Raw genomic sequence first — 25,819 nt, 5'->3', positions numbered from 1 at the left:
GTCGGCGGTGGTGGCGGCATCGGGATTGCCGGTGGTGGTGGCGGCATCGGGATTGCCGGTGGTGGTGGCGGCATCGGGATTGTCGGCGGTGGTGGCGGCATCGGGACTGTCGGCGGTGGTGGCGATATCGGGATTGCCGGTGGTGGTGGCGGCATCGGGACTGTCGGTGGTGACGGCGACGTCGGTGGTGGTGGCGACGTCGGGGTTGCCGGTGGTGGCGGTGGCGACTTCAGGGATGTCAGCAGGGGTGGCGGCTGCGGTTGCCGGCTGGGTGGGCTGCATGTGGGCACCTTGTGTGGTGAGGGCACGGTTCCCCGTACCCGAAAGGGTGTGGGAAAGGGAACGCCGGGCCGCGGGGTGGGCGGGAAACCTTGAGATCGGCCCGTCGGCCATGGTTTTCGAAATCAGGGGCGCCGCGCTGAATCCGGGGCCGGTCGGTTGCCGGTCGTCGATGAGGGCGTGAATCGACTGCGCGTCGCGGGCCGCCGAGGAGCGGGCGATGACCGGGAAGCTGCCAGAGGCGAAGTCATGACAGTTGAGGTCGCCATGGTTGAGGCGGCCACAGTTGAGGTCTTCATGGTTGACGTCTTCATGCTTGAAGGGGCAACGGTTGACGTCTCCATGGTTGAGGTTGCCAACGGTGATGTCGTCAGAGGGAGAACTGACGGAGGCACGGGCGTTGGGGGTTGGGCCGGTAGTGGTGGAGGCGTGGGGCGGCATGCCGACGGTGGTGGAGGCGTGGGGCGTCGAGCCGTCAGTGGTGAAGGCCTGGGGCGGCATGCCGACGGTGGTGGCGGCGTGGGGCGTCGAGCCGTCAGTGGTGAAGGCCTGGGGCGGCATGCCGACGGTGGTGGGTGGGGTTTGGGGAGGGCCTGTTCTGGGGGTGCGGAAGCGGGCTGGTGGGTGGAAGGCGAACAGGTAGCCGTAGGCGGCGGCCAACGTGAAGGCTGTGGTTCGGCAGGGGAGGGACGCGGCGCACAGCAGCGTTGCCGCGGCGGCTATCTGCAGGCGCGGGCGGGTCGGGGACGTCTTGGATCTGGCCTGCCGTAACAAGAGGACCGCGGCGATGGTTGAGGTGGTCAAGTAGTAGAGGATCGCCGGAGGGCGGGCCTCGGCCGGTAACGGGCGCGGCATCAGGACCAGCGGAGTCGCCGTCATGATGCAGCTGATCCACGCCGCGGTGGTCAGCGTCCGGGGGATCGCCGCGGCCGCGGTCACCCCGTCGGGGACCGGGCCGAATCTTCCGGCCACGTGCAGGATGAGAATCGGCTGGGTCAGCAGGACGATCGTCGTCAGGGACTCGACCCGATCCGGCAGGGTGCCGTACGCCACACGCAAGCCGTCGGCGCCGCGGATCAGCATCGGTGGGATGAGCGGCAGGGCCAGCAGCGGGTCGCGTTCGTGCTGGTGGGCCGCCAGTGCGCGGATCAGGAGCACCGCGAAGGTGACATCCGCGGCGAGCGGCAGGAGCCGACCCCCATCGACCAACATATCGTGTTTTATGGTAGCGATCCGACCACGGTGGAGGGGCCATACCGTGCGTCTGAACGATCGATACGCTAGGTCAGGCGAATGTCGGCGGAGGAGCGTTTCGATGCAGCGATGGCGGGGGTTCGAATCGGTCCCGTCGGGGTGGGGCCGATCGGTCGTGACGATCGGTGTCTTCGACGGTGTGCACCGCGGCCACCAGGCGATCATCGGGCATGCCGTGAAACGGGCCGATGACCTGGGACTTCAGTCGGTGGTGATGACCTTCGACCCGCACCCGGCCGAGGTGGTCCGGCCCGGCTCGCACCCGGCCGTGCTCACCGAGCCGGTCCGGAAGGCGGAGTTGATCGAGGCGCTGGGGGTGGACGCGCTCTGCGTGGTGCCGTTCACGCAGGCGTTCTCCCAGTTGTCGCCGGACGAGTTCGTCCACGACGTGCTGGTGGAGTCGCTGCACACGGCGGCGGTCGTGGTGGGGGACAACTTCCGGTTCGGCCACAAGGCCGCCGGTGACGTGCATCTGCTGGAGTCGCTGGGGCGCACGTTCGGGTTCACGGTCGAGGACGCCCCGTTGGTGTCCGAGGCGGGGCTGGTCTTCTCGTCGACGTACATCCGCAGTTGTGTCGACGCCGGGGACGTGGCGGCCGCGACCGTCGCGCTGGGCCGGCCGCACGGTCTGTCCGGTGTCGTGGTCCGCGGTGATCAGCGCGGGCGCGAGCTGGGTTTCCCGACCGCCAACCTGTTGGCCGACCGCTATGCCGCGGTGCCGGCCGACGGTGTCTACGCGGCCTGGTTCACCCGCAGCGGTGAGGGGGTGCGGCGCCCGGCGAGCGTTTCGATCGGCACCAATCCCACTTTCTCCGGTACGGAACGGCGTATCGAAGCCTATGTTCTCGATTTCGACGGTGATCTGTACGGCGAGCGGGTGAGTCTCGATTTTGTCGGCCATCTTCGTGAGCAGCGGACATACGACGCCATCGAACCATTGATCGCTCAGATCAACGCCGACGTCGAAGAGACCAGGATGTTGCTGGGCTGACCCCCTGGTAGGGTTGATTCGTCGTTGGAATATCCGACACCGGTCCCGCCTGCCTGCCCGACGCCGCGGGGTGCGGGAGAACCGTGCAATCGGCAACACAGAATTTCGGAGATCATGGCGCTCGATCAAGACACCAAGAACAAGATCATGGGTGAGTACGCGACCAAGGAGGGCGACACCGGTTCGCCCGAGGTTCAGGTCGCCATGCTCACCAAGCGGATCGCCGACCTGACCGAGCACCTCAAGAAGCACAAGCACGACCACCACAGCCGTCGTGGTCTGCTGCTGCTCGTCGGCCAGCGTCGTCGCCTGCTGAACTACGTTCAGAAGAAGGACATCGCGCGTTACCGGACGCTCATCGAGCGCCTCGGCCTGCGCCGCTAGTTTGAAGCCCGGGGGAGTGGACAAACTCCCCCGGGAAGCACCACTGACACCCCACGGACCCGCGCGGATCACACCCGTCAGCACCGGTCCTCGGTAGTGGTTCCCAGGTGGAGACACCCCTGGGCACTTCGATCGAAGACCGGCTCGACTGAATCGCGCTGTCGACCGCCGGGTCCTCGACGAAGGAGTACCGCACTTCATGACAGAGCAGAACAACGCTCTCGGCAACGAATCCCGCACCGCCGTCATCGACAACGGATCGTTCGGCACCCGCGAGATCAAGTTCTCCACCGGCCGTCTTGCCCAGCAGGCCGCCGGTTCGGTGATCGTCCAGCTCGGCGACACCACCGTCCTCTCCGCGACGACCGCCAGCAAGCAGCCGAAGGACCACTTCGACTTCTTCCCGCTGACCGTCGACGTCGAGGAGCGGATGTACGCCGCGGGCCGCATCCCCGGCTCGTTCTTCCGGCGTGAGGGCCGTCCGTCCGAGGACGCCATCCTCACCTGCCGCCTGATCGACCGGCCGCTGCGCCCGTCGTTCACCAAGGGCCTGCGCAACGAGGTCCAGGTCGTCGAGACCGTCCTCGCGCTCGACCCAGCCCACCCGTACGACGTCGTCGCGATGAACGCCGCGTCGATGTCGACCAAGCTCTCCGGCCTGCCGTTCAGCGGCCCGGTCGGCTCGACCCGCGTCGCGCACGTCGAGGGCCAGTGGGTCGCGTTCCCGACCCTCGAGGAGCTCGAGCGCGCCACGTTCGACATGGTCGTGGCCGGTCGCGTGACCGCCGACGGCGACGTCGCGATCATGATGGTCGAGGCCGAGGCCACCCCGCACGCGATCAAGCTGATCTCGGCCGGCGCCGTCGCGCCGACCGAGGAGGTCGTGGCGAGCGGTCTGGAGGCCGCCAAGCCGGCCATCCGCGAGCTGTGCCGCGCGCAGAGCGAGCTGGCCGAGATCGCCGCGAAGCCGGTCGCCGACTTCCCGGTCTTCCTGGACTACCAGGACGACGTGTACTCCGCCGTCTCCGACGCGGTCCGCGCCGAGGTCGCCGAGGCGCTGAAGATCGCCGGCAAGCAGGAGCGCGAGGAGTCCCTCGACCTGGTCAAGGCGAAGGCGCACGAGCTGCTCGACGCCCAGTTCGAGGGCCGGGAGAAGGAGATCAGCGCGGCGTTCCGCTCGGTCACCAAGTCCGAGGTCCGGCAGCGCGTGCTGCGCGAGCAGGTCCGCATCGACGGCCGTGGCCCGCGTGACATCCGGCCGCTGACCGCGCAGGTCGGGGTGCTGCCCCGGGTGCACGGTTCGGCGCTGTTCGAGCGCGGCGAGACCCAGATCCTGGGCGTCACCACGCTGAACATGCTGCGCCTAGAGCAGTCGCTGGACACTCTCGCCCCCGAGAAGACCAAGCGCTACATGCACAACTACAACTTCCCGCCGTACTCGACCGGTGAGACCGGCCGGGTGGGTTCGCCGAAGCGCCGCGAGATCGGTCACGGCGCGCTGGCCGAGCGGGCCCTGGTGCCGGTCCTGCCGTCGCGCGAGGAGTTCCCGTACGCGATCCGTCAGGTCTCCGAGGCCCTCGGTTCCAACGGCTCGACCTCGATGGGTTCGGTCTGCGCCTCGACGCTGGCCCTGCTCAGCGCCGGTGTGCCGCTGAAGGCGCCGGTCGCCGGCATCGCCATGGGCCTGATCTCGGACGAGGTCGACGGCAAGACCGAGTACGTCGCGCTGACCGACATCCTCGGCGCCGAGGACGCGTTCGGTGACATGGACTTCAAGGTCGCCGGCACCAGTGAGTTCGTCACCGCCCTGCAGCTGGACACCAAGCTCGACGGCATCCCGTCGGACGTGCTGGCCGGTGCGCTGAGCCAGGCGCACGACGCCCGGGCCACGATCCTCGCCGTGATGACCGCGGCCATCGAGGCCCCGGCCGAGATGAGCGAGTACGCCCCGCGCGTCACCAGCGTGAAGATCCCGGTCGACAAGATCGGCATGGTGATCGGCCCGAAGGGCCAGACCATCAACGCGATCCAGGACGAGACCGGCGCCGACATCTCGATCGAGGACGACGGCACGATCTACGTCGGCGCGACCAACGGCCCGGCCGCCGAGGCCGCGGTCGAGCGGATCAACGCGATCGCGAACCCGACGCTGCCGAAGGTCGGCGACAAGTTCCTCGGCACCGTGGTGAAGACGGCCGCGTTCGGCGCCTTCATCTCGCTGCTGCCCGGCCGTGACGGCCTGCTGCACATCTCCAAGGTGGGCGACGGCAAGCGGGTCGAGAAGGTCGAGGACTTCCTCAACGTCGGCGACAAGGTCGAGGTGTCCATCGCGGACATCGACGCCCGCGGCAAGATCTACCTGGACAAGGTCCGCCCGGAGGGCGAGGAGGCCCCGGCCGCGGCCGAGGGCTCTTCGGAGAGCAAGCCGCCCCGTGAGGAGCGCGCCCCCCGCGAGGGTGGTGGCGAGCCCCGCCGCCGCCGGTCGCGCCCGGCCGGTGACCGTGGCGAGCGCCGCGACTAAGTGACGGACAACAGCGTGCACGGGCCGGCTGAGAGGCCGGCCCGTGTCGTAACCAGGACTCTCCAGGACGGCGTGAAGAAGACCGTCCTGCCGTCCGGCCTGCGCATCGTCACCGAGGCCATCCCGACCACCCGCAGCGCCGCTCTCGGCATCTGGGTGGGGATCGGTTCCCGGGACGAGACGCCGTCACTGCACGGCGCCTCGCACTTCCTGGAGCACCTGCTCTTCAAGGGCACCCACAAGCGCACCGCCCTGGAGATCTCCTCGGAGATCGAGGCGGTCGGCGGCGAGACCAACGCCTTCACCACGAAGGAGTACACCTGCTATTACGCGCGGGTGCTCGACGCCGATCTGTCGCTCGCGGTGGACGTGCTGGTGGACGCGGTGGCCGACTCGATCCTCGAACCGGCGGCCGTGGAGACCGAGCGTGGTGTGATCCTCGAGGAGATTGCCATGCACGAGGACGAGCCCGGCGACGAGGTGCACGACGTCTTCGCCGAGGCGATCTACGGTGACTCGCCGCTCGGCCGGCTGATCTCCGGCACCCCGGAGTCGATCACGCCGATGACCCGGGACCAGATCAACCGGTTCTACCGGCGGCACTACCGGGCGCCGGAGATCGTGATCGCGGCGGCCGGGAACCTCGACCACTCCGCGGTGGTCCGGATGGTCCGCAAGGCGCTGGCCGGCACCCCGCTGGACACCGGGCCGGCGGACAGCGCGGCGCCACGGGCGACGGACAAGCGGGTACGCACCCGCAAGGCCGCCAACGTGGTGGTGCACCGGGACACCGAGCAGGCGCACATCGTGCTGGGTGGGGTCGGTATCGGCCGGCACGACGAGCGCCGGTTCGCCCTGGGTGTGCTCAACAACGTGCTCGGCGGTGGCATGTCGTCCCGGCTGTTCCAGGAGATCCGGGAGAAGCGCGGGCTGGCCTACTCGGTCTACTCGTACGCCAGCCAGTACGCCGACAGCGGCGTGGTCGGCGTGTACGCGGGTTGTGCCCCGGCGAAGTCCGGTGAGGTGCTGAGCCTGATCCGGGCCGAGCTGGCCCGGGTGACGGCGGACGGGATCACGCCGGAGGAGCTGATCCGGGGCAAGGGCATGGCCAAGGGTTCGTACGTGCTGAACCTGGAGGACTCGGGTTCCCGGATGAGCCGGCTGGCCAAGTCGGAGCTGCTGCACGGCGACCTGATGAGCGTCGACGAGCTGCTGGCCCGGGTGGACGCGGTGACCGTGGACGAGGTGAACGCGGTGGCCCGGGACCTGTTCGCCCAGCCGCTGTCGCTGGCCGTGGTCGGCCCCTTCGACGAGGGCGAATTAAACGACTGGTAACCCTTGGTTCTAGTCTTGTTCGCTGTGACGACACTGGAGACGCCGCCCGACACACCCACGACCCCGCCGCCACCGGATCTCCGGCGGCGGCGGATCGCCGGGATGCTGATCTGGGCGGCGCTCTTTGCTGTCGGGGTCTATTTCATCGGGGTGCCGACGAGTGACCCGCTGATCGCGTTCGGCTGGCTGTGGCTGGCCACCATCGCCTGGCGCAGTCACGAGCCGTGGCGGACCCACCTGCGTTTCCTGCGTGACTGGCTGCCGATCTGCCTGCTCCTGGTCCTCTACAACGTGACCCGGGGGTACGCGGACCGGTTCTTCGCCCCGCACGTGACCGAGCTGATCGCCTTCGACAAGTGGGCGTTCGGCGGGATCACCGGCGGGCTCACCCCGACCGAGTGGTTGCAGGACAACCTGTGGCAGCCGGGTGTGGTGCAGTGGTGGGAGGTGGCCGTCTCCCTGGTCTACTTCTCGCACTTCCTGGTCATGCCGACGATCGCCGTGGTGCTGTGGATGCGGTCCCGTGAGCAGTGGGCCCGGTTCATGCGCCGCTGGTTCCTGCTCTGCGTCCTCGGCCTGATCACCTACTTCTTCTACCCGGCGGCCCCGCCGTGGTGGGCGGCCCTGCCCGAGCACGGCAACCTGATCGAGGCGGTCCGCATCTCGACCCACGGGTGGGACGCGATCGGCCTGCACGGCGCCGGCAACACCCTGAACGCGCTGCAGGTGGAGGCGTCCAACCCGGTGGCCGCGATGCCGTCGCTGCACACCGCGTTCGCCTTCATGTCGGTGGTGTTCTTCCTGCCGGTGGTGAAGCGGTACCTGTGGCCGCTGCTGTTCGCCTACCCGCTGTCGATGACCTTCACCCTGGTCTACACGGCCGAGCACTGGGTGATCGACGTGCTGGTCGGATGGGCGTACGTGGGCGTGGTGTTCCTGGTCATGGGGGCCGTCGAGCGCTGGTGGGGACGCCGCCGGGGTGCGTTAAATTGACCGAGTGACTGAAAACATTCGTGTCGGTGTCCTCGGCGCCCGGGGCCGGATGGGCCTCGAGGTGTGCAAAGCGGTCGATGCCGCCGACGACCTCACTCTGGTCTCGATGATCGACCAGGGTGAGGAGCTGTTCCAGGCCTCCTCGGCCGGTGCCCAGGTGCTCGTCGACTTCACCAACCCCGACGTGGTGATGGACAACCTGAAATGGGCGATCGAGCAGGGCATCAGCGTGGTCGTCGGCACCTCCGGTTTCTCGGACGACCGGCTGGCGGCGGTGCGCGGCTGGCTGGCCGCGAAGCCTGAGGTCGGGGTGCTGATCGCGCCCAACTTCGGCATCGGCGCGGTGCTGATGATGCAGTTCGCCGCCCGGGCGGCCCGCTTCTTCGAGTCGGTCGAGATCATCGAGCAGCACCACCCGCGCAAGCTGGACGCCCCGAGCGGCACCGCGGTGCACACCGCCCGGCTGATCGCCGAGGCGCGGGCCGCGGCGGGCAGCCCGCCGATGCCCGACGCGACCAAGGAGGAGCAGCTCGGGGCCCGGGGCACCGACGCCGACGGGGTCCGGATCCATTCGATCCGGGCGTCCGGGCTGGTCGCCCACCAGGAGGTGCTGTTCGGCACCTCGGGGGAGACGCTGACCATCCGGCACGACTCGCTGGACCGGTCGTCGTTCATGCCGGGTGTGCTGCTCGCGGTCCGCGAGGTGCGCAAGCGCCCGGGCCTGACGCTCGGCCTGGACGCCCTGCTGGAGGGTTAGTCCTCCGGGAGCGCCAGAGCCACGTGCAGCCGGGCCTGCGGGACGAGGAGGTCGTCCACGTCCAGGGCCCGGCTCGCGCCGTCCGGCTCCCAGCCGGTCGAGGTGAGGAATGCCTTCATCGCGGTGTCCGCGTCGTAGACCCAGGCCACCGCGGTACGGAACCCGTCGTCGCGCCAGTTGTCCACCGCCGCCGCCAGCAGCCGGCTGCCGTGCCCGCGACGGCCCCAGCGCGGCTCGATGAGCAGGTCGGTGACGGCCGCGACGTCGTCGGCGAGCGGTTTCTCCCCGGGCGCCAGGGCCTGCTCGTCGGCCGGCCCGGACCCGGCGAACCCGACCACCGTCGTCTGGCTCTCGCCCTGCTCGACCGCGATCAGCACCCGGTGCCGGGGTGACGGCGCGGCGCTGATCGCCTCGGCCCAGCCCCGGGCCAGATACTCCTCGTCCAGGTTGGCGAGGACGTGCGGCGGGAACATCCGCCGGTACGCCCCACGCCAGGTGGAGAGCTGGATGCGTGCGATCTCCGCGGCGTCCTCGGGACGGGCGGGACGGACGAAACCGAGTGCCATGGCGGCAACTTTGTCATACCTCCCGTTTAGGCTGCCCCGGTGGCTGTGCCCGAATCGCTTTCTGTCTCCCAAGCCCGACGGATAACTCTGTCCGCACAGGGATTCCTCGATCCTCGGCCCGGCGGTGCCACCGACCTGCGCCATCTGCGCCGGGTCCTGCGCCGGCTGCACCTGATCCAGATGGATTCGGTGAACGTGTTGCAGCGCGCCCACTACATGCCGCTCTACAGCCGTCTCGGGCCCTATCCGACCGGCTTGCTGGAGCGGGCCGCCTACCGCAAGCCCCGGGAGCTGTTCGAGTTCTGGGGCCACGAGGCGTCGCTGATCCGCGCCGACCTGCAGCCGCTGTTCCGGTGGCGGATGGAGCGGGCCCACGAGTTCGCCTGGGGCGGCATGCGGCGGATCGCGCTGGAGCAGCCCGAGCTGGTCGCCTGGGTGCTCGACGAGGTGCGTGCGCGCGGCCCGATCACGGTGGCCGAGATCGAGCACGACGCCCCGCGCGCCAAGGACAACTGGGGGTGGAACTGGTCGGTGGTCAAGCAGGCCCTGGAGTGGCTGTTCTACTCCGGTCAGGTGACCGCCGCCGAGCGCACCACGTCCTTCGCCAGGCGCTACGACCTGCCCGAGCGGGTGCTGCCGCCGGCGGTCCTGGCCACGCCCACCCCGGAGACGGGCGAGGCGTTCCGGGCGCTGGTGGAGCTGTCCGCCCGGGCGCTCGGGGTGGCCGCCGAGGCCGAGCTGCGGGACTACTTCCGGCTCCCGGTGCAGCCGTGCCGGCAGGCGATCGCCGAGCTGGCCGAGGCCGGGGTGCTGCGGCCGGTGACGATCCCGGGGTGGAAGACGGCATGGCTGCACCACGAGGCGCGTCTGCCCCGCCGGGCCGCCGCGGCCACCCTGGTCAGCCCGTTCGACCCGCTGATCTGGGAGCGGGCGCGCACCGAGCGGCTGTTCGGGATGACCTACCGCATCGAGATCTACGTGCCGAAACCCCAGCGGTTGTACGGGTACTACGTGCTCCCGTTCCTGCAGGGCGACCGGTTCACCGCCCGCGTCGATCTGAAGGCCGAGCGCCGGACCGGCGAGCTGCAGATCCCGGCGGCGTGGCGGGAGCCCGGCGCGGACCCGGAGGAGACCGCCACCGCCCTGGCCGCGGAGCTGCGCCGGCTGGCCGGCTGGCTGGGCCTGACCTCGGTCGGCGTCCCGGAGCGGGGTGATCTCACCGGCCCCCTGACGAGCGCGTTGAAGGAGAGCCCGGCGGGTGTACCGTGACGCCCATGAGTACCGTCCAGCTGCCCCCCTGGCTGGCCGATCAGCCGGTTCAGGGCCCGCCGGTCCCGCCGGAGTGGTTCCGCCACCCGCGTCAGCAGCCCGACCGCCTGACCCGTCTGGTCAACCGGCTGGCCGACAAGTCGCCGGTGTGGCTGGCCCCGCTGGCGATCATGGCCTGTGCGGGCGGCGCGGTCGGGTTCACCCTGGCCACCGATCCGGCCTCGGCCGCCGCCGGTGATCAGCCGTCCTGCCTGCTGAAATATCTGACCGGGTTCGTCTGCCCGGGCTGTGGCGGCACCCGGGCGGCCTGGTTCCTGCTGCACGGCGATCTGACCGCGGCGTCCCGGCACCACCTGCTGTTCGTCTTCGCGGTGCCGTTCCTGATCTATCTGTACGTGGCCTGGGCCGGCCGCAAGGTCTTCGGCTGGAAGTTGCCGGAGCTCTCGATCAGTCCAGCCGTCATGATCACGTTCATGGCGGTCTGGGGTGTGTGGAGCATCCTGCGTAACCTCCCATGGACGCCGTTCACCGCTTTCTACGTGTGACAGATGCGTCCGATAGGTTGTCAGGTATGACGCACCACCCGCGGCCCTTCGGACGGCTGCTGACCGCCATGGTGACCCCGTTCACCCCGGACGGTTCCCTGGACCTGGAGGGCGCCGCCCGGCTGGCCGCCCACCTGGTCGACGAGCAGCGCAACGACGCTCTCGTGATCAGCGGCACCACCGGAGAGTCCCCGACCACCACCGACACGGAGAAAGAGCAGTTGCTCCGGGTCGTGATCGACGCCGTCGGAGACCGGGCGAAGGTCATCGCGGGCGTGGGCACCAACAACACCGCCCACACGATCGAGCTGGCCCACGCGGCCGAGAAAGCCGGGGCGGACGGCCTGCTGGTCGTCACGCCGTACTACAACAAGCCGCCGCAGGCGGGCGTCGAGCGGCACTTCCGCGAGGTCGCCGACACCGCCGGGCTGCCGATCATGGTCTACGACATCCCGCACCGGGCCGGCACGGCGATCGCCACCGACACCATGTGCCGGATCGCCGAGCACGAGCGGATCGTCGCGGTCAAGGACGCCAAGGGCGACCTGATCGCCAGCTCCCAGGTGCTGGCCCGGACCGATCTGGCCTACTACTCCGGTGACGACGGCGCGACCCTGCCGCTGCTCGCCATCGGCGGCGTCGGCCTGGTCGGCACCTCGTCGCACTTCACCGGGGTGCTGGTCCAGGAGATGATCGAGGCTTTCGAGCGGGGCGACAACGCCACCGCGCTGGCCCGGCACCGGCAGGCCATGCCGCTGTTCACCGGCATTTTCCGGTCGCCCGGGACGATGCTGGTGAAGGCCGGACTGAACGCGATCGGCCTGCCCGCGGGCCCGGTGCGGTCGCCTCTGGTCGACGCCGGGGAAGACGAACTGAACCTACTGCGCCAGGACGCCGCCGCGGCCGGCATCGTGCTCTGACAGGAAGAGGCGAATGACTAACGCTCACATCGAGCTGGGTCCGCCACCGCCGCTGCCGGAGGGCGCCCTGCGCGTCGTCCCGCTCGGTGGGCTGGGCGCCATCGGCCGCAACATGACGGTCTTCGAGTACGACGGCAAACTGCTGGTCGTCGACTGCGGGGTGCTGTTCCCCGACGTCGAACAGCCGGGTGTCGATCTGATCCTGCCCGACTTCGCGCCGATCCTGGACCGGCTGGAGGACGTGCAGGCCATCGTGCTCACCCACGGGCACGAGGACCACATCGGTGCGGTTCCCTACCTGCTGGCCCACAAGCCGGACATCCCACTGGTCGGCTCGGAGTTCACGCTGGCCCTGGTGGAGGCGAAACTCGCCGAGCGCCGGCTGGACCCGTACACACTTACCGTCCGTGAGGGTGGGGTGGAGCGGCTCGGCCCGTTCGAGTGCGAGTTCTTCGCGGTCAACCACTCGATCCCGGACGCGCTGGCGGTCGCCATCCGGACCCCCGCGGGTCTGGTGCTGCACACCGGCGACTTCAAGATGGACCAGGTGCCGCTGGACGGCCGGATCACCGACCTGGCCGGGTTCGCCCGGCTCGGAGCCGAGGGTGTCGACCTGCTGCTGTCCGACTCGACGAATGCCGAGGTCCCCGGTTTCGTCACGCCGGAACGTGACATCGGCCCGGTGCTCAGCTCGATCTTCGGCAAGGCCAAGGGCCGGATCATCGTGGCCAGCTTCGCCTCGCACGTGCACCGCGTGCAGCAGGTGATGGACTCGGCCTGGGAGTTCGAGCGCAAGGTCGCCCTGATCGGCCGGTCCATGGTCCGCAACATGGGCATCGCCCGGGACCTGGGTCTGCTGCGCATCCCGGACGGCCTGCTGGTCGGCCTGGACGAGGCGGCCCGCATGCCGCACGACGAGATCGTCTTCATGTCCACCGGTTCGCAGGGCGAGCCGATGAGCGCGCTGGGCCGGATGTCGACGGGTGACCACCGGCACATCACCATCACCTCCGGTGACACGGTGGTGCTGGCCAGTTCGCTGGTGCCGGGCAACGAGACCTCGGTGTACCGGGTGATCAACCAGTTGTCCCGGGCGGGCGCCACGGTGGTCCACAAGGAGACCGCGAAGGTGCACGTCTCCGGGCACGCCCCGGCGGGCGAGCTGCGCTACCTGCTGAACGTGACCCGCCCCAGCAACCTGATGCCGGTGCACGGCGAGTGGCGGCACCTGCGTGCCCACGCCCAGCTCGGCATCGAGACGGGTGTGGCGCCGGACCGGGTGGTGCTCTGCGAGGACGGCGACGTCGTCGATCTGGTCGAGGGCCACGCCCGCGTGGTCGGCCGGGTCAAGAGCCGCTACGTCTACGTGGACGGTCTGGCTGTCGGTGACGTCAGCGAGTCACTGCTCACCGAGCGTCGCATCCTCGGTGACGGTGGGTTCATCTCCGCGACGGTGGTCATCGACTCGGTCACCGGCAAGGTGGTCGGCGAACCCAGCATCTCGGCGAAAGGTTTCTCCGAGGATCCGGACGCCTTCAACCCGGTGATCCCGTTGCTGACCGCGGCCCTGCATCGTTCGGCCGAGGACGGCATCACCGATACCCACCAGCTACAACAGGTGGTTCGGCGGACCGTCGGGCGCTGGGTGAACGACGCCTACCGGCGCCGGCCGATGATCGTTCCGACGGTGGTCGAGGTCTGAGCAAACCTGTGAATAAATAAGGATCACGGTTCCTTTTCAACCATCTTCGGACTCGCTGCGTATTCCCTGGCATCGGTGCCGCCCCCACGGCACCCGTGCCGGAGGGAGTTCACCAGATGCAGCGCAGATCGATCGCCGTGGTGACGGCGGTTGTGGTGTCGGCGGGTGCGGCGGCGGTCGCCTTCACCCTGCCGTCGTCAGCCGACACGGAGAAGAAGGCGAGCGACACGCGCGCCGCGAGCACCTCGGGGGGTATCGCTCCGGAGCTGCTCAAGGCCATGAAACGCGACCTCGGCCTCGACGGTGATCAGGCGGCGGCGCGGCTGGCCCGCTCGGAGTGGGCGGGCGGCGTCTCGGCGACGCTGGCGGCCCAGACCGGCGAGAGCTTCGGCGGCGCCTGGCTGGCCGAGGACGGCAACACGCTCAAGATCGCAGTGACCGACTCCGAGTCGGCGTCCGCGGTGAAGGCCGCCGGTGCCGTCCCGGTGCTGGTCAAGCGGAGCGAGGCGGACCTCGACGAGCTGAAGACCACGCTCGACGGGAAGCTGGCCAAGGTCGCCGGTGTGACCGGCTGGTACGTCGACGTGGCCACCAACAAGGTGGTCGTGGTCGCCAAGCCGGCCGCTCAGGCCAAGGCGCTCCGCCTGGTCAAGCAGGCCGGTGTCGCCACCGGCGCGGTGACCCTGAAGGTCAGCGACGCCCAGCCGAAGCCGCTGATCGACGTGCGCGGCGCGGACCCGTACTTCATCAACATCGGTGGCGGCCAGGCCCGCTGCTCGATCGGCTTCTCGGTGGAGGGCGGCTTCGTCACCGCCGGCCACTGCGGCGAAGAGGGCACGGCGACCACCGACCCGAACGGCACCGCGCAGGGCACCGTCGAGCTGTCGGTCTTCCCGGGCAACGCCGACATGGGCTTCGTGGCGACGAACAACAACTTCACGCCGACGCCGTCGGTCGTCACCGACATCAACGGCGAAGAGCTGCCGGTGGCCGGTAACACCGAGGCCCCGGTCGGCGCGGCGATCTGCCGGTCCGGTTCCACCACCGGCACGTTCTGCGGCACGATCCTGGCCAAGAACCAGACCGTGCAGTACCCGGAGGGCCAGGTCACCGGCCTGACCCGGACCGACGTCTGCGCCGAGGGCGGTGACTCCGGCGGCCCGTGGCTCTCCGGTGACCAGGCCCAGGGTGTGACCTCGGGTGGTTCCGGCGACTGCACCGTCGGCGGCGAGACCTTCTTCCAGCCGCTCAACGAGATCCTGGCCGCCGGTGACCTGACGCTGGTCACCACCGAGGGTGGCACCGCGCCGCCGGCCGAGGAGGGTGGCAACGAGACCGCCGCCTGCGACGCCCTGCCGGTTCAGCGTGACGGCACCATCAACCGGGCCGGCCAGGCCCAGGCGCAGCCGAACGGCGGGGCCTACCGGGCCCGGGCCGGCACGCACACCGCCTGCCTCGACGCCCCGGAGGGCTCCGAGTTCGACCTGGTGCTCCAGAAGGCCAACAACCGTGGCCAGTTCCGCACCGTGGCCACCGGCACCGGTGACGGCGACAAGACGCTGTCCTTCGAGGGCAACGCCGGCACCTACCGCTACGTGGTCGTCGCGACCTCGGGCACCGGCGCCTACAACCTGGGCTTCAACGTCCAGTAACCCGGATCGGACGGGCCGGCCCGGGTGTGGAAGCCACCCGGACCCGGCCCTGCCACCGGGTCACGGGCACCTCCGCCCGGCCGGGAATCCGTGACCCGGCACGTGATCGGGGCCCGCACGCGACGCGTGCGGGCCCCGATTTCAGTGGGGCCCCGATTTCAGTTCGCCCAGGGCCTCGCCGAGACGGCAGCCGGTCGCCACCCCGCACAGGATGACCTGGTCGAGCTGGTCGAGGGTGGACCCGTGTTCCCAGTCGGTGGTCACCTCGCCCACCACGATGGCCTGGCCCTCGTCGGTGACCTGCACGTACGCCTTCGGCCAGAGCTGATCCCGGTTCCACGTGTTGCAGAACTCGTACAGCCTGGTCACCTCCTCGACCGGGAAGACGTGCTGCATCATGGCCCGCACCTGGAGGATCTCCTGCCGCTCACCGAGGCGGAAGAAGTAGATGAGGTTGCCCTGGAAGTTACCCGCGATGTCGCCATCGGCATCGACGAAGTAGGAGAAGCCGCGCTTGTCCAGCGCGGCCTTGATCAAGTCGTTGCTGAGAGGTTGCACCGTACGATGGTAAATGCCGGGAAAGTGAAAAGGAGTCGCGGTGCGCCTTCTCGGCAGAGCGGCCGCACCCGGCTACCGTGACATCCATGGCGGGCCGAACTCCTCCGGCGGGCCGGAGCCGCGCCGCGTCCACTACCAGGGGCGCGGCTGTCAGCCGTGCCCAGCAGCCGGCGCCTCGCAAGAGCACCGGCAAGGCGGCCCCGCGAAAAGCGGCGGCCAAGCGCCCGGCGGCCCGCAAGGCGCCGCAGGCGGTCAACCCGAGCATCACCCGGGGCATCGGCAGTCTCTGGCTGGGCCTGGCCGGCAGTGTCGGCTGGCTGGCCCGGGGCGCCGGACGGCAGGCGGCCACCGCCAGGAACATCGGGCCCGAGCACCGTCGGGACGGCGCCGGCCTCTTCCTGCTCGGTGGTTCGATCCTGCTCGCGGTCGCCGTCTGGGCGGGTGGCGCCGGCCCGGTCGGTGTCTGGGTGGCCGACATGGTCCGCCTCTTCCTCGGCAGTCTCGCGGTGCTGCTGCCGGTCCTGCTCTTCTACGGCTCGATCCGCCTCATGCGGCAGCCCATCGACCCGGAGAACCGCGGGCGCGGCATGGTCGGCTGGACGGCTCTGGTCCTGTCCACCGCGGCGCTGCTGCACATCTCCGGCCCCGACTCGCAGGCCCCCAGCCCGACCGTGGACCAGTCCGGCGGCCTGCTCGGATTCGGGATCGGCGGGCTGCTGGAGCGGGCGGTGAGCGCCTGGGTGGCCGTACCGCTGCTGCTGTTGCTCTTCGCCTTCGGTCTTCTGGTGATCACCGCCACACCGATCGCGAAGATCCCGGAGCGGGTGGCCCAGCTCCTCGACCTGGTGTCCGGGCGCTCCGGCCAGCACCTGGACCGCCCGATGCCCGACCCGATCGGTGACGAGGACGAGCCGGAGGAGGAGCCCGCCCCGAAGCGCCGCCGGCCCTCGCCGCGCAGGCAGGCCGCTCTGGTCGAACCGGCCCCGTTCGAGCAGGATCCGCCGGACGACTTCGACGAAGAGTTGATACTGCACGACACGATCGCTCTGCCGAAGATCCCGAACGTGCCGAAGACCCGGAAGAAGCCGGCGCCCGAGCACTCGCCCACCCCGCCGGTGCACGCCGAGCAGCTGGAGATCTCGGCCGTCAAGGACGGTTACCGTCTGCCGCCGTCGAGCCTGCTCGCCGTCGGCGCCCCGGCAAAAGCCCGCAGCCGGGCCAACGACGAGATCATGGCCGCGCTCTCCGGAGTGTTCGAGCAGTTCAACGTCGACGCACAGGTCACCGGGTTCACTCGTGGACCGACCGTCACCCGCTACGAGGTGGAGATCGGTCACGGCACCAAGGTCGAGCGGATCACCCAGCTGTCCCGCAACATCGCGTACGCGGTGAAATCGCCCGACGTGCGGATCCTCAGCCCCATCCCGGGCAAGAGCGCGGTCGGCGTGGAGATCCCCAACACCGACCCGGAGAACGTGTCGCTCGGCGACGTGCTGCGCTCCCGGGCGGCCACCGGCGACCAGCACTCGATGGTGGTGGCGCTCGGCAAGGACATCGAGGGCGGGTTCGTCGTCGCGAACCTGGCGAAGATGCCGCACATCCTGATCGCCGGCGCGACCGGCGCGGGCAAGAGCTCCTGCCTCAACTCGCTGCTGGTGTCGCTGCTGACCAGAGCCACCCCCGATGAGGTACGGCTACTCCTGGTCGACCCCAAGCGGGTGGAGATGACCGCGTACGAGGGGATCCCGCACCTGGTCACGCCGATCATCACGAACCCGAAGAAGGCCGCGGACGCCCTGGAGTGGGTGGTCCGCGAGATGGACATGCGCTACGACGACCTCGCCGCCAACGGGGTCCGGCACATCGACGACTTCAACCGCAAAGTCCGCAACGGCGAGATCGTCGCGCCGCCGGGCAGCGAGCGGGAGATGAAGCCGTACCCGTACCTGCTGGTGATCATCGATGAGCTGGCCGACCTGATGATGGTCGCCCCGCGCGACGTGGAGGACTCGGTCGTCCGGATCACCCAGCTGGCCCGGGCCGCCGGCATCCACCTGGTGCTGGCCACCCAGCGCCCGTCGGTGGACGTGGTCACCGGCCTGATCAAGGCGAACGTGCCGTCCCGGCTGGCCTTCGCCACCTCGTCGCTGGCCGACTCCCGGGTCATCCTGGACCAGCCCGGCGCGGAGAAACTGCTCGGCCGTGGTGACGGCCTCTTCCTGCCGATGGGCGCCTCCAAACCGACCCGGATCCAGGGCGCCTGGGTGGACGAGTCGGAGATCGCGGCGGTCGTCAAGTTCTGCAAGGACCAGCGCGAGCCGGATTTCCGCCCGGACGTCACCGAGGTCCCGCAGAGCAAGAAGAAGGAGATCGACGAGGAGATCGGCGACGACCTCCAGCTGCTGATCCAGGCCATCGAGCTGGTGGTGACCAGTCAGTTCGGGTCGACGTCGATGCTGCAGCGCAAACTGCGGGTGGGGTTCGCCAAGGCGGGCCGGCTGATGGACCTGATGGAGACCCGCGGCATCGTCGGGCCGTCCGAGGGCTCCAAGGCCCGTGACGTGCTGATCAAGCCGGACGAGCTGGAAGAGTCCCTCGCGGCGCTCAAGGTCGACTGAGCACCGGGGCCGGGAAGGTCCGGCGGAACGTGAACGCCCGCGGCCCCGGCCCCGTCTCACCCAGCAGTTTCAGACGCTGCAGGCCGTCCAGGAGCGTCGGGATCCGGCCGGCCTCCACCCACCACAGCACCAGCGCCGATCTGCCGGGCACGAACCACTCCCGGCGGCGGCGCAGGTAGTCCAGATGGCCGGACTGGTAGACGTATCCGCGGAGGGCCTCCAGGGACTCCCAGACGGACATCGTGGCGATCTGGTTCGCCGGCGCGGCCCGGATGCCGAGCGCCGCCAGATCGACGTCCTCCTCCTTGAGCCGCCAGACGAACCCGGGGGACCGGTCGGCCAGCTCGTTCATCAGATCGACGCCCGCGGTGAACTCGGCGACGCTCGGATCCCCCGGTGGCGCGATCAGTGTGGCGACGTTCATCTGGGCCAGGTGAAAGTCCGTCATGGTGTCACTCCACCAGCCGTACAATCTAAAGTCAATCAGTTTTGTTTTTAGAGAGGGTCACGCAGCAGCGACCCGGCGCCGGATCCATCCGCGGGGTCCACTCCGAACCTGCCAGCGCGCCCTCCAGCATCGCCAGGTTCATCCCGCAGATCAGCGGCGGGAACTGCTCGGCCAGCTGATGGAACGGGCAGTTCCGCAGGATGATCCGGTCGTCCTCGCCGGTGGGGGAATAGCCCAGCGCGGTGAGATCCGCCGGCTGCGCGCGCCCCTGCTCCCGGGCCACCGCGTAGAGCGTCTCCTCGGCGCCGGTGCGCTCGATCGTCTCGGCCAGCATCTCGGCGGCGCTCCGGTAGGACCGCGGCGGCACACTCACCGTGTGCTCGCCGGGCGCGATCCGGTACATCTTCGCCGGCCGCCCGGCGCCCGGCCCGGTCCGGCCCGACCTTCGCTGGTACGACACCTCCAGCAGCCCCGCCTCCACCAGCCGGTCCAGATGGTGCGCGGCGAGGGTGCGCCCGACCCCGAGCGTCTCGGCCACCTCGTCGCGCCCGACCGGATCACCGCCCGCGTCCGCCACCCGGCGGTAGGCGGCTCGCCGCACACCGTCGGCCAGTGCCGCCACCGAGGCGAGATCGTCCAGGTTCTCCGAGGTAGTCACCCCCGGATCGTATTACCAACGAGGCTTGGTTCTAGAAGCTGTACGAGCGGAGGAACGACCACCGCCGGGAGCCCGGTAACCTTGTCGGGTGTCTGGAACTCCTCCCACCCGCCGTGTCGCGCTGCTGACGCTGGGCTGCGCCCGTAACGAGGTCGACTCGGAAGAGCTGGCCGCCCGTCTCGACGCCGATGGCTGGGAGGTCGGCACCGATGCCGAGGGCGCTGACGTCGTCGTCGTGAACACCTGTGGATTCGTCGAGAAGGCGAAGCAGGACTCGATCGACACCCTGCTCGCCGCCGCCGACACCGGGGCCAAGGTGGTCGCCGCCGGCTGCATGGCCGAGCGCTACGGCAAAGAGCTGGCCGACCAGCTCCCCGAGGCCAACGCGGTGCTCGGCTTCGACGACTACACCGACATCACCGACCGGCTGGAGAGCGTGCTGCGTGGCGAGAGTCACGTCTCGCACGTCCCGCGCGACCGTCGCGAGCTGCTGCCGATCACCCCGGTCGAGCGGCACGCCGCCAAGGTCGTGGTGCCCGGCCACGCCACCGTCGACGAGCACACCCCGGCCCACCTGCGCAAGGTGCTGCGCCGCCGGCTCGACACCGGCCCGGTCGCCTCGCTCAAGCTGGCCAGCGGCTGCGACAGGCGCTGCGCGTTCTGCGCCATCCCGGCGTTCCGGGGCGCGTTCGTCTCCCGCGACCCGCAGGAGCTGCTGGCCGAGGCCGAGTGGCTGGCCAAGTCCGGCGTCCGCGAGCTGGTCCTGGTGAGTGAGAACAGCACGTCGTACGGCAAGGATCTCGGCGACCCCCGCCTGCTGGAGAAGTTGCTGCCGCAGCTGGCCGCGGTGGACGGCATCGTCCGGGTCCGGGCCAGTTACCTGCAGCCCGCCGAGACCCGTCCCGGCCTGGTCGAGGCGATCGCCACCACCCCCGGCGTGGCCGCCTACTACGACCTCTCCTTCCAGCACTCCAGCGAGCCGGTGCTGCGCCGGATGCGGCGGTTCGGCTCCACCGAGCGCTTCCTGGAGCTGCTCGACTCGGCCCGCAAGCTGGCGCCCGCCGCCGGCGCCCGGAGCAACTTCATCGTCGGTTTCCCCGGTGAGACCAAGCAGGACGTGGACGAGCTGATCCGCTTCCTCAGCGAGGCCCGCCTCGACGCGATCGGTGTCTTCGACTACAGCGACGAGGACGGCACCGAGGCGGCCGGCCTGGACGGCAAGATCAAGGACGCGACCATCAAGCGGCGGTACGACCGGGTCGTCGCGCTCGCCGAGGAGCTCTGCAACCAGCGGGCCGAGGATCGTCTCGGCGAGCTGGTCGAGGTGCTCGTCGACACCGTCGAGGACGATGAGGTCGAGGGCCGCGCCGAGCACCAGGCGCCCGAGGTCGACGGATCCACCATGCTGGTCTCTTCCGATGCCGAGGGTGTCGACCTGTCCGTCCTGCGCCCCGGTGACCTGGTCCGGGCCCGGGTCACCGGCACCGAGGGAGTGGACCTGATCGCGGTGCCGGTGGAGATGATCTCGGCCGCCCCGGTGACCCGGTGACCAACGAGCCGGCGCCGGTTCCGGCGCCGCGCGTGGTGTCGCTCTACAACGCGGCCAACGCCCTGACCGTGGTCCGGATCGTGCTCGTGCCGGTCTTCCTGGCCATGGTCGTCGTCTCCGAGATGAACGATCCGGACTGGCGGATCGCGGCCTGTCTCGCCTTCTGCGTGGCGTCGTTCACCGACTTCGCGGACGGCTGGATCGCCCGGCGCTGGTCCCTGGTCACCTCGTTCGGCAAGATCGCCGACCCGATCGCGGACAAGGCCCTGACCGGGACGGCCCTGGTGCTGCTCTCCGCCTTCGGCCCGCTGTCCTGGTGGGTGACGGTGGCGATCCTGATCCGCGAGTGGGGTGTCACCGCCCTACGGTTCTGGGTGATCAGGTACGGCATCATCCCGGCCTCCCGGGGTGGCAAGCTCAAGACCGGGCTGCAGACCGTCGCGATCGCGTGGTACCTGTGGCCGGTCCCCGAGCCGTTCCACCTCGTCGGTGTCGCGCTGATGGGGGCCGCGCTGGTGGTCACCCTGATCACCGGCGGCGACTACGTGATGCAGGCGCTGCGGCTGCGCCGGTCCCGCTCGTAAGGGGAAGGCACGAATGGAACTCGCTGTGGCCGCCGCCGCGGCCGTGCACACGCTGGTGGATCGCGGGGAGACCCTGGCCACCGCAGAGTCGCTCACCGGCGGTCTGGTGGCCGCCACCGTCGTCGAGATCCCCGGGGTGAGCACCGTCTTCCGGGGTGGCCTGGTGGTCTACGCCACCGAACTCAAGGCGGAGCTGGCCGGAGTCGATCGGGCCCTGCTGGACGAGCGCGGCCCGGTCGACCCGGACGTGGCGGTCGCTCTGGCCCGCGGCGCCCGGGACCGCTGCGGCACGGACTGGGGCGTGGCGACCACCGGCGTGGCCGGCCCGGAGCCGCAGGGCGGCAAGCCGGTCGGGCTGGTCTATGTGGCAGTCGCCGGGCCGGATCGGGCGGATGTGCGTGAGCTGCGCCTCACCGGTGGCCGTGCGGCGATCCGATCGGCGAGTGTGACGGCCGTCCTGCAATTGCTGACCGACACTCTCCAGGATCGGCCGGTCGCGGTGTGAGCTGCGAATACTTCCGCTACCGCGCTTGGTGTCCGATTCCCTGAGTATTCCCTGAGTGTTCGGGCGGTCGCAAAATTCGGCGGGGCGGGATGTCGCTGCGGCTCGGGCCAGGTACGGTTGTGCGAAGCCTCCGGCTTCAGCCGGCGGCCTCGCACGCAGGAGGAGGTGCCATGGTCCTGCTACGCCGTGTTATCGGCGACGCTCTTCGTGCGCGCCGGCAGGGGCAGCACCGCACGCTGCGCGAGGTGTCGACCGCCGCGAACGTCAGCCTGGGCTATCTGTCCGAGATCGAGCGCGGTCAGAAGGAAGCGTCCAGCGAGTTGCTGGCCGCCATCTGTGACGCCCTCGGTGCCCGGCTCTCCGAGTTGCTCGGCGAGGTCAGCAACACGCTGTCCCTGGCGGAGAACATGGAGGGCGTGCTCGTCCCGATCGACGAGAAGGCGACCAATGGCGGGGATGTCTCCGTCTCGGTGCGCCGCGACTCGCCGCTGAAGGCTACGCTGCACGCCACCCGAAAGCCGAAGCGGGACATCGTCTACGCCGCCTGATCATGAATACGTCTGTGCCGGGCCGCTCCCTGGGAGCGGTCCGGCCTGTTTCACGTCTCGCGACAAGGCCCCGGGGAGGCGTAGCCTCGAGGCCAAGGGACAACCCTGAGATCCCCCGGAGGACCCGTGACGCCAGTGGCGTCCAGCTGTCACGATGGGTTTTCGCGTAACCGTTGGCGACAGCGGTGACGCATCCGATAGAGCGACATTTGAGGGGACACCACGAGATGGCGAATCCGTTCGTCAAGGGCTGGCACTACATGATGGCGCTCTTCGGCGCGAAGATCGATGAGTACGCCGACCCGAAGGTCCAGATCCAGCAGGCGATCGAGGACGCCCAGCGTCAGCATCAGGCTCTCGTGCAGCAGGCCGCCGCCGTCATCGGCAACCAGCGGCAGCTCGAGATGAAGCTGTCCCGGCAGATGTCCGAGGTCGAGAAACTGCAGGGGATGGCCCGTCAGGCGCTAGTGCTCGCCGACCGCGCCCGAGCAGCCGGCGATGAGGCCGAAGCCCAGAAGTATGAATCGACAGCGCAGACCCTGGCGACCCAGCTGGTCTCCGGCGAGCAGTCGATGGAGGACCTGAAGACCCTCCACGACCAGGCTCTCGGTGCCGCCGGCCAGGCCCGCAAGGCGGTCGAGAACAACGCGATGCTCCTCCAGCAGCGTATCGCCGAGCGGTCCCGCCTGCTGAGCCAGCTCGAGCAGGCCAAGATGCAGGAGACCGTCGCCCACTCGCTGGAGTCGATGTCGCAGCTGGCCGCGCCGGGCAACACCCCGTCGCTGGACCAGGTGCGGGACAAGATCGAGCAGCGGTACGCGAGTGCCATGGGCCGTGCCGAGCTGGCTTCCAACTCGGTCGAGGGCCGCATGCTCGAGGTGCAGAAGTCCAGTCTGGACATGGCCGGCTCGTCCCGGCTGGAGCAGATCCGGGCCAGCATGGCCGGTGACAAGCTGAGCGCCGCCCCGGCCCAGCCCGCCGTCGAGCAGCCCGGCACCGCGGCCGCCGACGCGGCCGGTGTGGCCCGTCTCGACGAGATCCGGGCCAGCCTGAACCAGAAGCGCGGCGACACCTCGGCCGCCGGCTGACCTTGAGAAGGGGGAGCGGCGGTGGATGAGCGAGCCAAGTATTTCCGGCGACTCAAGCGCCTGCGGGGGTCCGCGCGGCGATGGAGCGTTCTCGGCGGCGGTCTGACTGCGGCCACCGTCGTCCTCACCCCTTACGCGGGCATCGGTCTCGCCGACGCGTTCTGGGCGGCCGGTGCCGGCGCCTCGGCGATGCTGGCCTGGTGGCGCTGGAGCGACCACCGCGAGCTGGCCGGCACCCCGGCGCCCCCGCCCAGCCTGCAGCAGGACCGCCTGACCGCGGCCCTGGAGCGGTTCCCGGCCGGGCAGGCGGTGGTCCGTGAGGTCCGTCGCCAGCATCAGCGCTACACCCTGCGCGGCACCGCCATCGCCGACTCGTGGGAGCGCCTGGAGCGGGCCTCGACGGCGATGACCGGGCTGGCCGGCCGGCTCACCGGCTCCGCCGAGTCGACCCTGCTCGAAGCGGCCACCGCCGAGCGGTGGCTGCGTGACCTGGGGCAGCGGGCCGCCAGCGTGGAGAAAGCCATTCCGTTCGGCCAGAGCGGCACCCTCGTCGACTCGCACGCCGGCCTGGCCGAGCAGTTCAGCGAGGGCGTCCAGGCGTACGAGGAGTTGGTGGTCGCCGCCGCCAGTTACGTCGCCGAGGACGGGCATCCGGTCGGCGACACCCGTCACCCCGGCTACTTCAGCCTGGTCGACGCCACCGACCAGCTCCGCGGTGTGGCCGAGGCGCTGGCCGAGCTGCGCAGCCAGGACCGGCGCATCTCACCCGACGGCCAGGCCGCCTGACGCCGGTTCCGGCTGGCACCGCGGGCACCAGAAGGTGATGCGTTCACCCTGGTCGGCTTTGCGGATCGCGGTGCCACAGCGGCGGCAGGGCTGGGCTCGACGGCCGTACACATAGTGGGCCTGGTTCTTGAAGAGTGAGCCGGTGGTGGTCTGCAGCCAGCGGCCGCGGTTGGACGCCACCAGTTTCTGGGCCAGCACCACTGTCGCGCTCAGATCCGGCACGTCGGCGACCGGCGTCCACGGCCAGAGCCCCCGCAGGAACAGGGTTTCCGCCTTGTAGAGGTTCCCGACCCCCGCCAGATTCCGCTGATCCAGCAAAGCCTCGGCGATGCTCCGCTCCGGTGCCGAGGCGATCCGCCGCACCACCTCCGCCGGATCCCAGTCCGCCCCGAGCAGATCCGGCCCCAGATGCCCGACCAGCGATCCCTCGTCAGCGGTCGGAACCAGCGTCACCTCATGCAGGTGAAAGCCGACCGCCACCGAACGGGCCGTCCGCAACACCACCCGGATCATGTGCGCGGGCCGCCCGGACCAGCGTTCTTCCGGGCCGAACGTCCGCCAGGTGCCCTCCATCCGCAGATGCGAATGCAGGGTGTGCGCGGGCCGGCCGTCCCTGGTCAGACGCAGCAGCAGGTGTTTACCCCTACTGGCCGACTCGGCAACGGTCCAGCCGGTCAGATCGGTGGTGGCCAGCCGCGGCGTCCGGAAGTCACAGCCGGTCAGGGTTTCACCGGTCAGAGCTTTCTCCAGCACGCGGGCGGTGTTCCAGACGGTATCCCCTTCCGGCATGCTCCCATCCTGCCCATTTCTGCTGTTGTCATACGTTGCTGGGGGCGGGTCTTTCCGCTTTCCGCGTTTTCCCCCTTCGCACCTCCCCCTTCGCACCTCGTCCTTTACATTTCCTTCCTCGCGCCTCCTTCCTCGCGTCCGGTCAAGCCTCTGGAAGTGCTGTCCCTCCTCGCCCCTCCTTCTTCGCGTCTTCCTTTCCGCGCTCTTCCCTGTCCCTTCTTCCCCGCGCCTTCCTCTCTGCGTTCTTCCTCTCGCGGTTTCCGACCCTCCGTCCTCCCACCCTGCGCCCTCTTTCCTGGTGCCTCCCTCGCTTCCCTTCCCGAGCCCCGGCCTCCCCTTCCTTGCGTCTTCGGTCGCGCCTGCCTAGTGCCTCCGGTCGTCCCTTCCTTCGCGCCTCCGGCCTCGCGCTTTCCGACTTCGTGCCCTCCTTCCCGCGCCCTCAACGCCCTCTTTCTCCGCTCCTTCCCGCGCTCCCTTGCCCTTGCCCTCTTGCACTCGCCGTCCCCGCCTTCTTCCCGCG

At 69.8% G+C, this 25,819-nt stretch carries 23 protein-coding genes and 1 pseudogene; 18 read left to right on the top strand and 6 right to left on the bottom strand.

The window, feature by feature from the left end; all coding sequences use genetic code 11:
• Positions 1–1,437: pseudogene (locus Aco03nite_RS54095) on the bottom strand (hypothetical protein); the annotation flags it as partial.
• A 157-nt stretch (positions 1,438–1,594) separates the two neighbouring features.
• Between Aco03nite_RS54095 and Aco03nite_RS17895 the strand changes: the two are divergent.
• The 6 genes from Aco03nite_RS17895 to dapB all read left to right on the top strand — a co-directional run bounded on the left by Aco03nite_RS17895 (position 1,595) and on the right by dapB (position 8,514).
• Complete coding sequence (locus Aco03nite_RS17895; RefSeq protein ID WP_203796501.1) at positions 1,595–2,524, top strand: bifunctional riboflavin kinase/FAD synthetase; 930 nt, start codon at positions 1,595–1,597, stop codon at positions 2,522–2,524.
• A 114-nt stretch (positions 2,525–2,638) separates the two neighbouring features.
• The gene (rpsO, locus tag Aco03nite_RS17890; RefSeq protein ID WP_203796500.1) at positions 2,639–2,908 is read left to right on the top strand and encodes a 30S ribosomal protein S15; all 270 of its coding nucleotides are present in this window, start codon (positions 2,639–2,641) and stop codon (positions 2,906–2,908) included.
• Between the two features lie 199 nt (positions 2,909–3,107).
• Positions 3,108–5,429, top strand: coding sequence for a polyribonucleotide nucleotidyltransferase (locus tag Aco03nite_RS17885; RefSeq protein ID WP_203796499.1), 2,322 nt, complete (start codon positions 3,108–3,110; stop codon positions 5,427–5,429).
• Positions 5,430–6,764, top strand: a complete 1,335-nt coding sequence (locus Aco03nite_RS17880) for a M16 family metallopeptidase (RefSeq protein ID WP_203796498.1) — start codon at positions 5,430–5,432, stop codon at positions 6,762–6,764.
• A 102-nt stretch (positions 6,765–6,866) separates the two neighbouring features.
• Positions 6,867–7,757 (top strand): phosphatase PAP2 family protein, encoded by an 891-nt coding sequence (locus Aco03nite_RS17875; protein ID WP_203796503.1) that lies wholly within the window; start codon positions 6,867–6,869, stop codon positions 7,755–7,757.
• A gap of 4 nt (positions 7,758–7,761) precedes the next feature.
• Positions 7,762–8,514 (top strand): 4-hydroxy-tetrahydrodipicolinate reductase, encoded by a 753-nt coding sequence (gene dapB / locus Aco03nite_RS17870; protein WP_203796497.1) that lies wholly within the window; start codon positions 7,762–7,764, stop codon positions 8,512–8,514.
• On the opposite strand, the gene Aco03nite_RS17865 is transcribed toward dapB, so the two are convergent.
• On the bottom strand, positions 8,511–9,080 hold the full coding sequence (locus Aco03nite_RS17865; RefSeq protein ID WP_203796496.1) for a GNAT family N-acetyltransferase: 570 nt from the start codon (positions 9,078–9,080) through the stop codon (positions 8,511–8,513). The genes dapB and Aco03nite_RS17865 overlap by 4 nt on opposite strands.
• A 39-nt stretch (positions 9,081–9,119) precedes the next feature.
• On the opposite strand from Aco03nite_RS17865, the gene Aco03nite_RS17860 reads away from it, so the two are divergent.
• The 5 genes from Aco03nite_RS17860 (at position 9,120) to Aco03nite_RS17840 (ending at position 15,168) form a co-directional block, all read left to right on the top strand.
• A complete protein-coding gene (locus Aco03nite_RS17860; RefSeq protein ID WP_203796495.1) occupies positions 9,120–10,349 on the top strand; it encodes a winged helix-turn-helix domain-containing protein in 1,230 nt (409 codons plus the stop codon).
• Positions 10,350–10,354: 5 nt separating this feature from the next.
• Positions 10,355–10,894: a DUF2752 domain-containing protein gene (locus Aco03nite_RS17855; RefSeq protein ID WP_203796494.1), complete on the top strand. Its 540-nt coding sequence runs from the start codon at positions 10,355–10,357 to the stop codon at positions 10,892–10,894.
• Positions 10,895–10,920: 26 nt separating this feature from the next.
• On the top strand, positions 10,921–11,814 hold the full coding sequence (dapA, locus tag Aco03nite_RS17850) for a 4-hydroxy-tetrahydrodipicolinate synthase (RefSeq protein WP_203796493.1): 894 nt from the start codon (positions 10,921–10,923) through the stop codon (positions 11,812–11,814).
• Positions 11,815–11,827: 13 nt separating this feature from the next.
• On the top strand, positions 11,828–13,516 hold the full coding sequence (locus Aco03nite_RS17845) for a ribonuclease J (protein WP_203796492.1): 1,689 nt from the start codon (positions 11,828–11,830) through the stop codon (positions 13,514–13,516).
• Between the two features lie 116 nt (positions 13,517–13,632).
• Entirely contained in the window at positions 13,633–15,168 is a 1,536-nt protein-coding gene (locus Aco03nite_RS17840) for a S1 family peptidase (protein ID WP_203796491.1), read from the top strand.
• 141 nt (positions 15,169–15,309) lie between these two features.
• Here the strand turns inward: Aco03nite_RS17840 and Aco03nite_RS17835 are convergent, their stop codons facing one another.
• On the bottom strand, positions 15,310–15,726 hold the full coding sequence (locus Aco03nite_RS17835) for a YbjN domain-containing protein (RefSeq protein WP_239145238.1): 417 nt from the start codon (positions 15,724–15,726) through the stop codon (positions 15,310–15,312).
• Between the two features lie 86 nt (positions 15,727–15,812).
• Between Aco03nite_RS17835 and Aco03nite_RS17830 the strand changes: the two genes are divergently transcribed.
• Positions 15,813–18,344, top strand: coding sequence for an FtsK/SpoIIIE family DNA translocase (locus Aco03nite_RS17830; protein ID WP_203796490.1), 2,532 nt, complete (start codon positions 15,813–15,815; stop codon positions 18,342–18,344).
• Here Aco03nite_RS17830 and Aco03nite_RS17825 read toward each other — a convergent pair.
• Positions 18,331–18,792, bottom strand: coding sequence for a DUF3291 domain-containing protein (locus Aco03nite_RS17825; protein WP_203796489.1), 462 nt, complete (start codon positions 18,790–18,792; stop codon positions 18,331–18,333). The two genes, Aco03nite_RS17830 and Aco03nite_RS17825, sit on opposite strands and share 14 nt — an antisense overlap.
• 31 nt (positions 18,793–18,823) lie before the next feature.
• Positions 18,824–19,450, bottom strand: a complete 627-nt coding sequence (locus Aco03nite_RS17820; protein ID WP_203796488.1) for a helix-turn-helix transcriptional regulator — start codon at positions 19,448–19,450, stop codon at positions 18,824–18,826.
• A gap of 88 nt (positions 19,451–19,538) precedes the next feature.
• Here Aco03nite_RS17820 and rimO point away from each other — a divergent pair, with 88 nt between their 5' ends.
• From rimO to pspM, 6 genes are all read left to right on the top strand, one after another.
• Positions 19,539–20,999 (top strand): 30S ribosomal protein S12 methylthiotransferase RimO, encoded by a 1,461-nt coding sequence (rimO, locus tag Aco03nite_RS17815; protein ID WP_203796487.1) that lies wholly within the window; start codon positions 19,539–19,541, stop codon positions 20,997–20,999.
• Positions 20,996–21,583 (top strand): CDP-diacylglycerol--glycerol-3-phosphate 3-phosphatidyltransferase, encoded by a 588-nt coding sequence (gene pgsA, locus Aco03nite_RS17810; protein WP_203796486.1) that lies wholly within the window; start codon positions 20,996–20,998, stop codon positions 21,581–21,583. The genes rimO and pgsA overlap by 4 nt, the downstream gene beginning before the upstream one ends.
• A gap of 13 nt (positions 21,584–21,596) precedes the next feature.
• Positions 21,597–22,088, top strand: a complete 492-nt coding sequence (locus Aco03nite_RS17805) for a CinA family protein (RefSeq protein WP_203796485.1) — start codon at positions 21,597–21,599, stop codon at positions 22,086–22,088.
• Between the two features lie 170 nt (positions 22,089–22,258).
• Positions 22,259–22,636, top strand: coding sequence for a helix-turn-helix domain-containing protein (locus Aco03nite_RS17800; protein ID WP_203796484.1), 378 nt, complete (start codon positions 22,259–22,261; stop codon positions 22,634–22,636).
• 227 nt (positions 22,637–22,863) lie between these two features.
• Positions 22,864–23,724 carry a PspA/IM30 family protein gene (locus tag Aco03nite_RS17795; protein WP_203796483.1) on the top strand — a complete coding sequence of 287 codons (861 nt, stop codon included), beginning with the start codon at positions 22,864–22,866 and terminating at the stop codon, positions 23,722–23,724.
• A 21-nt stretch (positions 23,725–23,745) separates the two neighbouring features.
• Positions 23,746–24,510, top strand: a complete 765-nt coding sequence (gene pspM / locus Aco03nite_RS17790; RefSeq protein ID WP_203796482.1) for a phage shock envelope stress response protein PspM — start codon at positions 23,746–23,748, stop codon at positions 24,508–24,510.
• Here the strand turns inward: pspM and Aco03nite_RS17785 are convergent.
• A complete protein-coding gene (locus tag Aco03nite_RS17785) occupies positions 24,487–25,299 on the bottom strand; it encodes a DNA-formamidopyrimidine glycosylase family protein (protein ID WP_203796481.1) in 813 nt (270 codons plus the stop codon). The two genes, pspM and Aco03nite_RS17785, sit on opposite strands and share 24 nt — an antisense overlap.
• Positions 25,300–25,819: the final 520 nt, after the last annotated feature.

Source organism: Actinoplanes couchii (genome assembly GCF_016862075.1).
GTDB classification, from domain to species: Bacteria; Actinomycetota; Actinomycetes; order Mycobacteriales; family Micromonosporaceae; genus Actinoplanes; species Actinoplanes couchii.
This window is presented reverse-complemented; position numbering and strand designations above follow the sequence as displayed.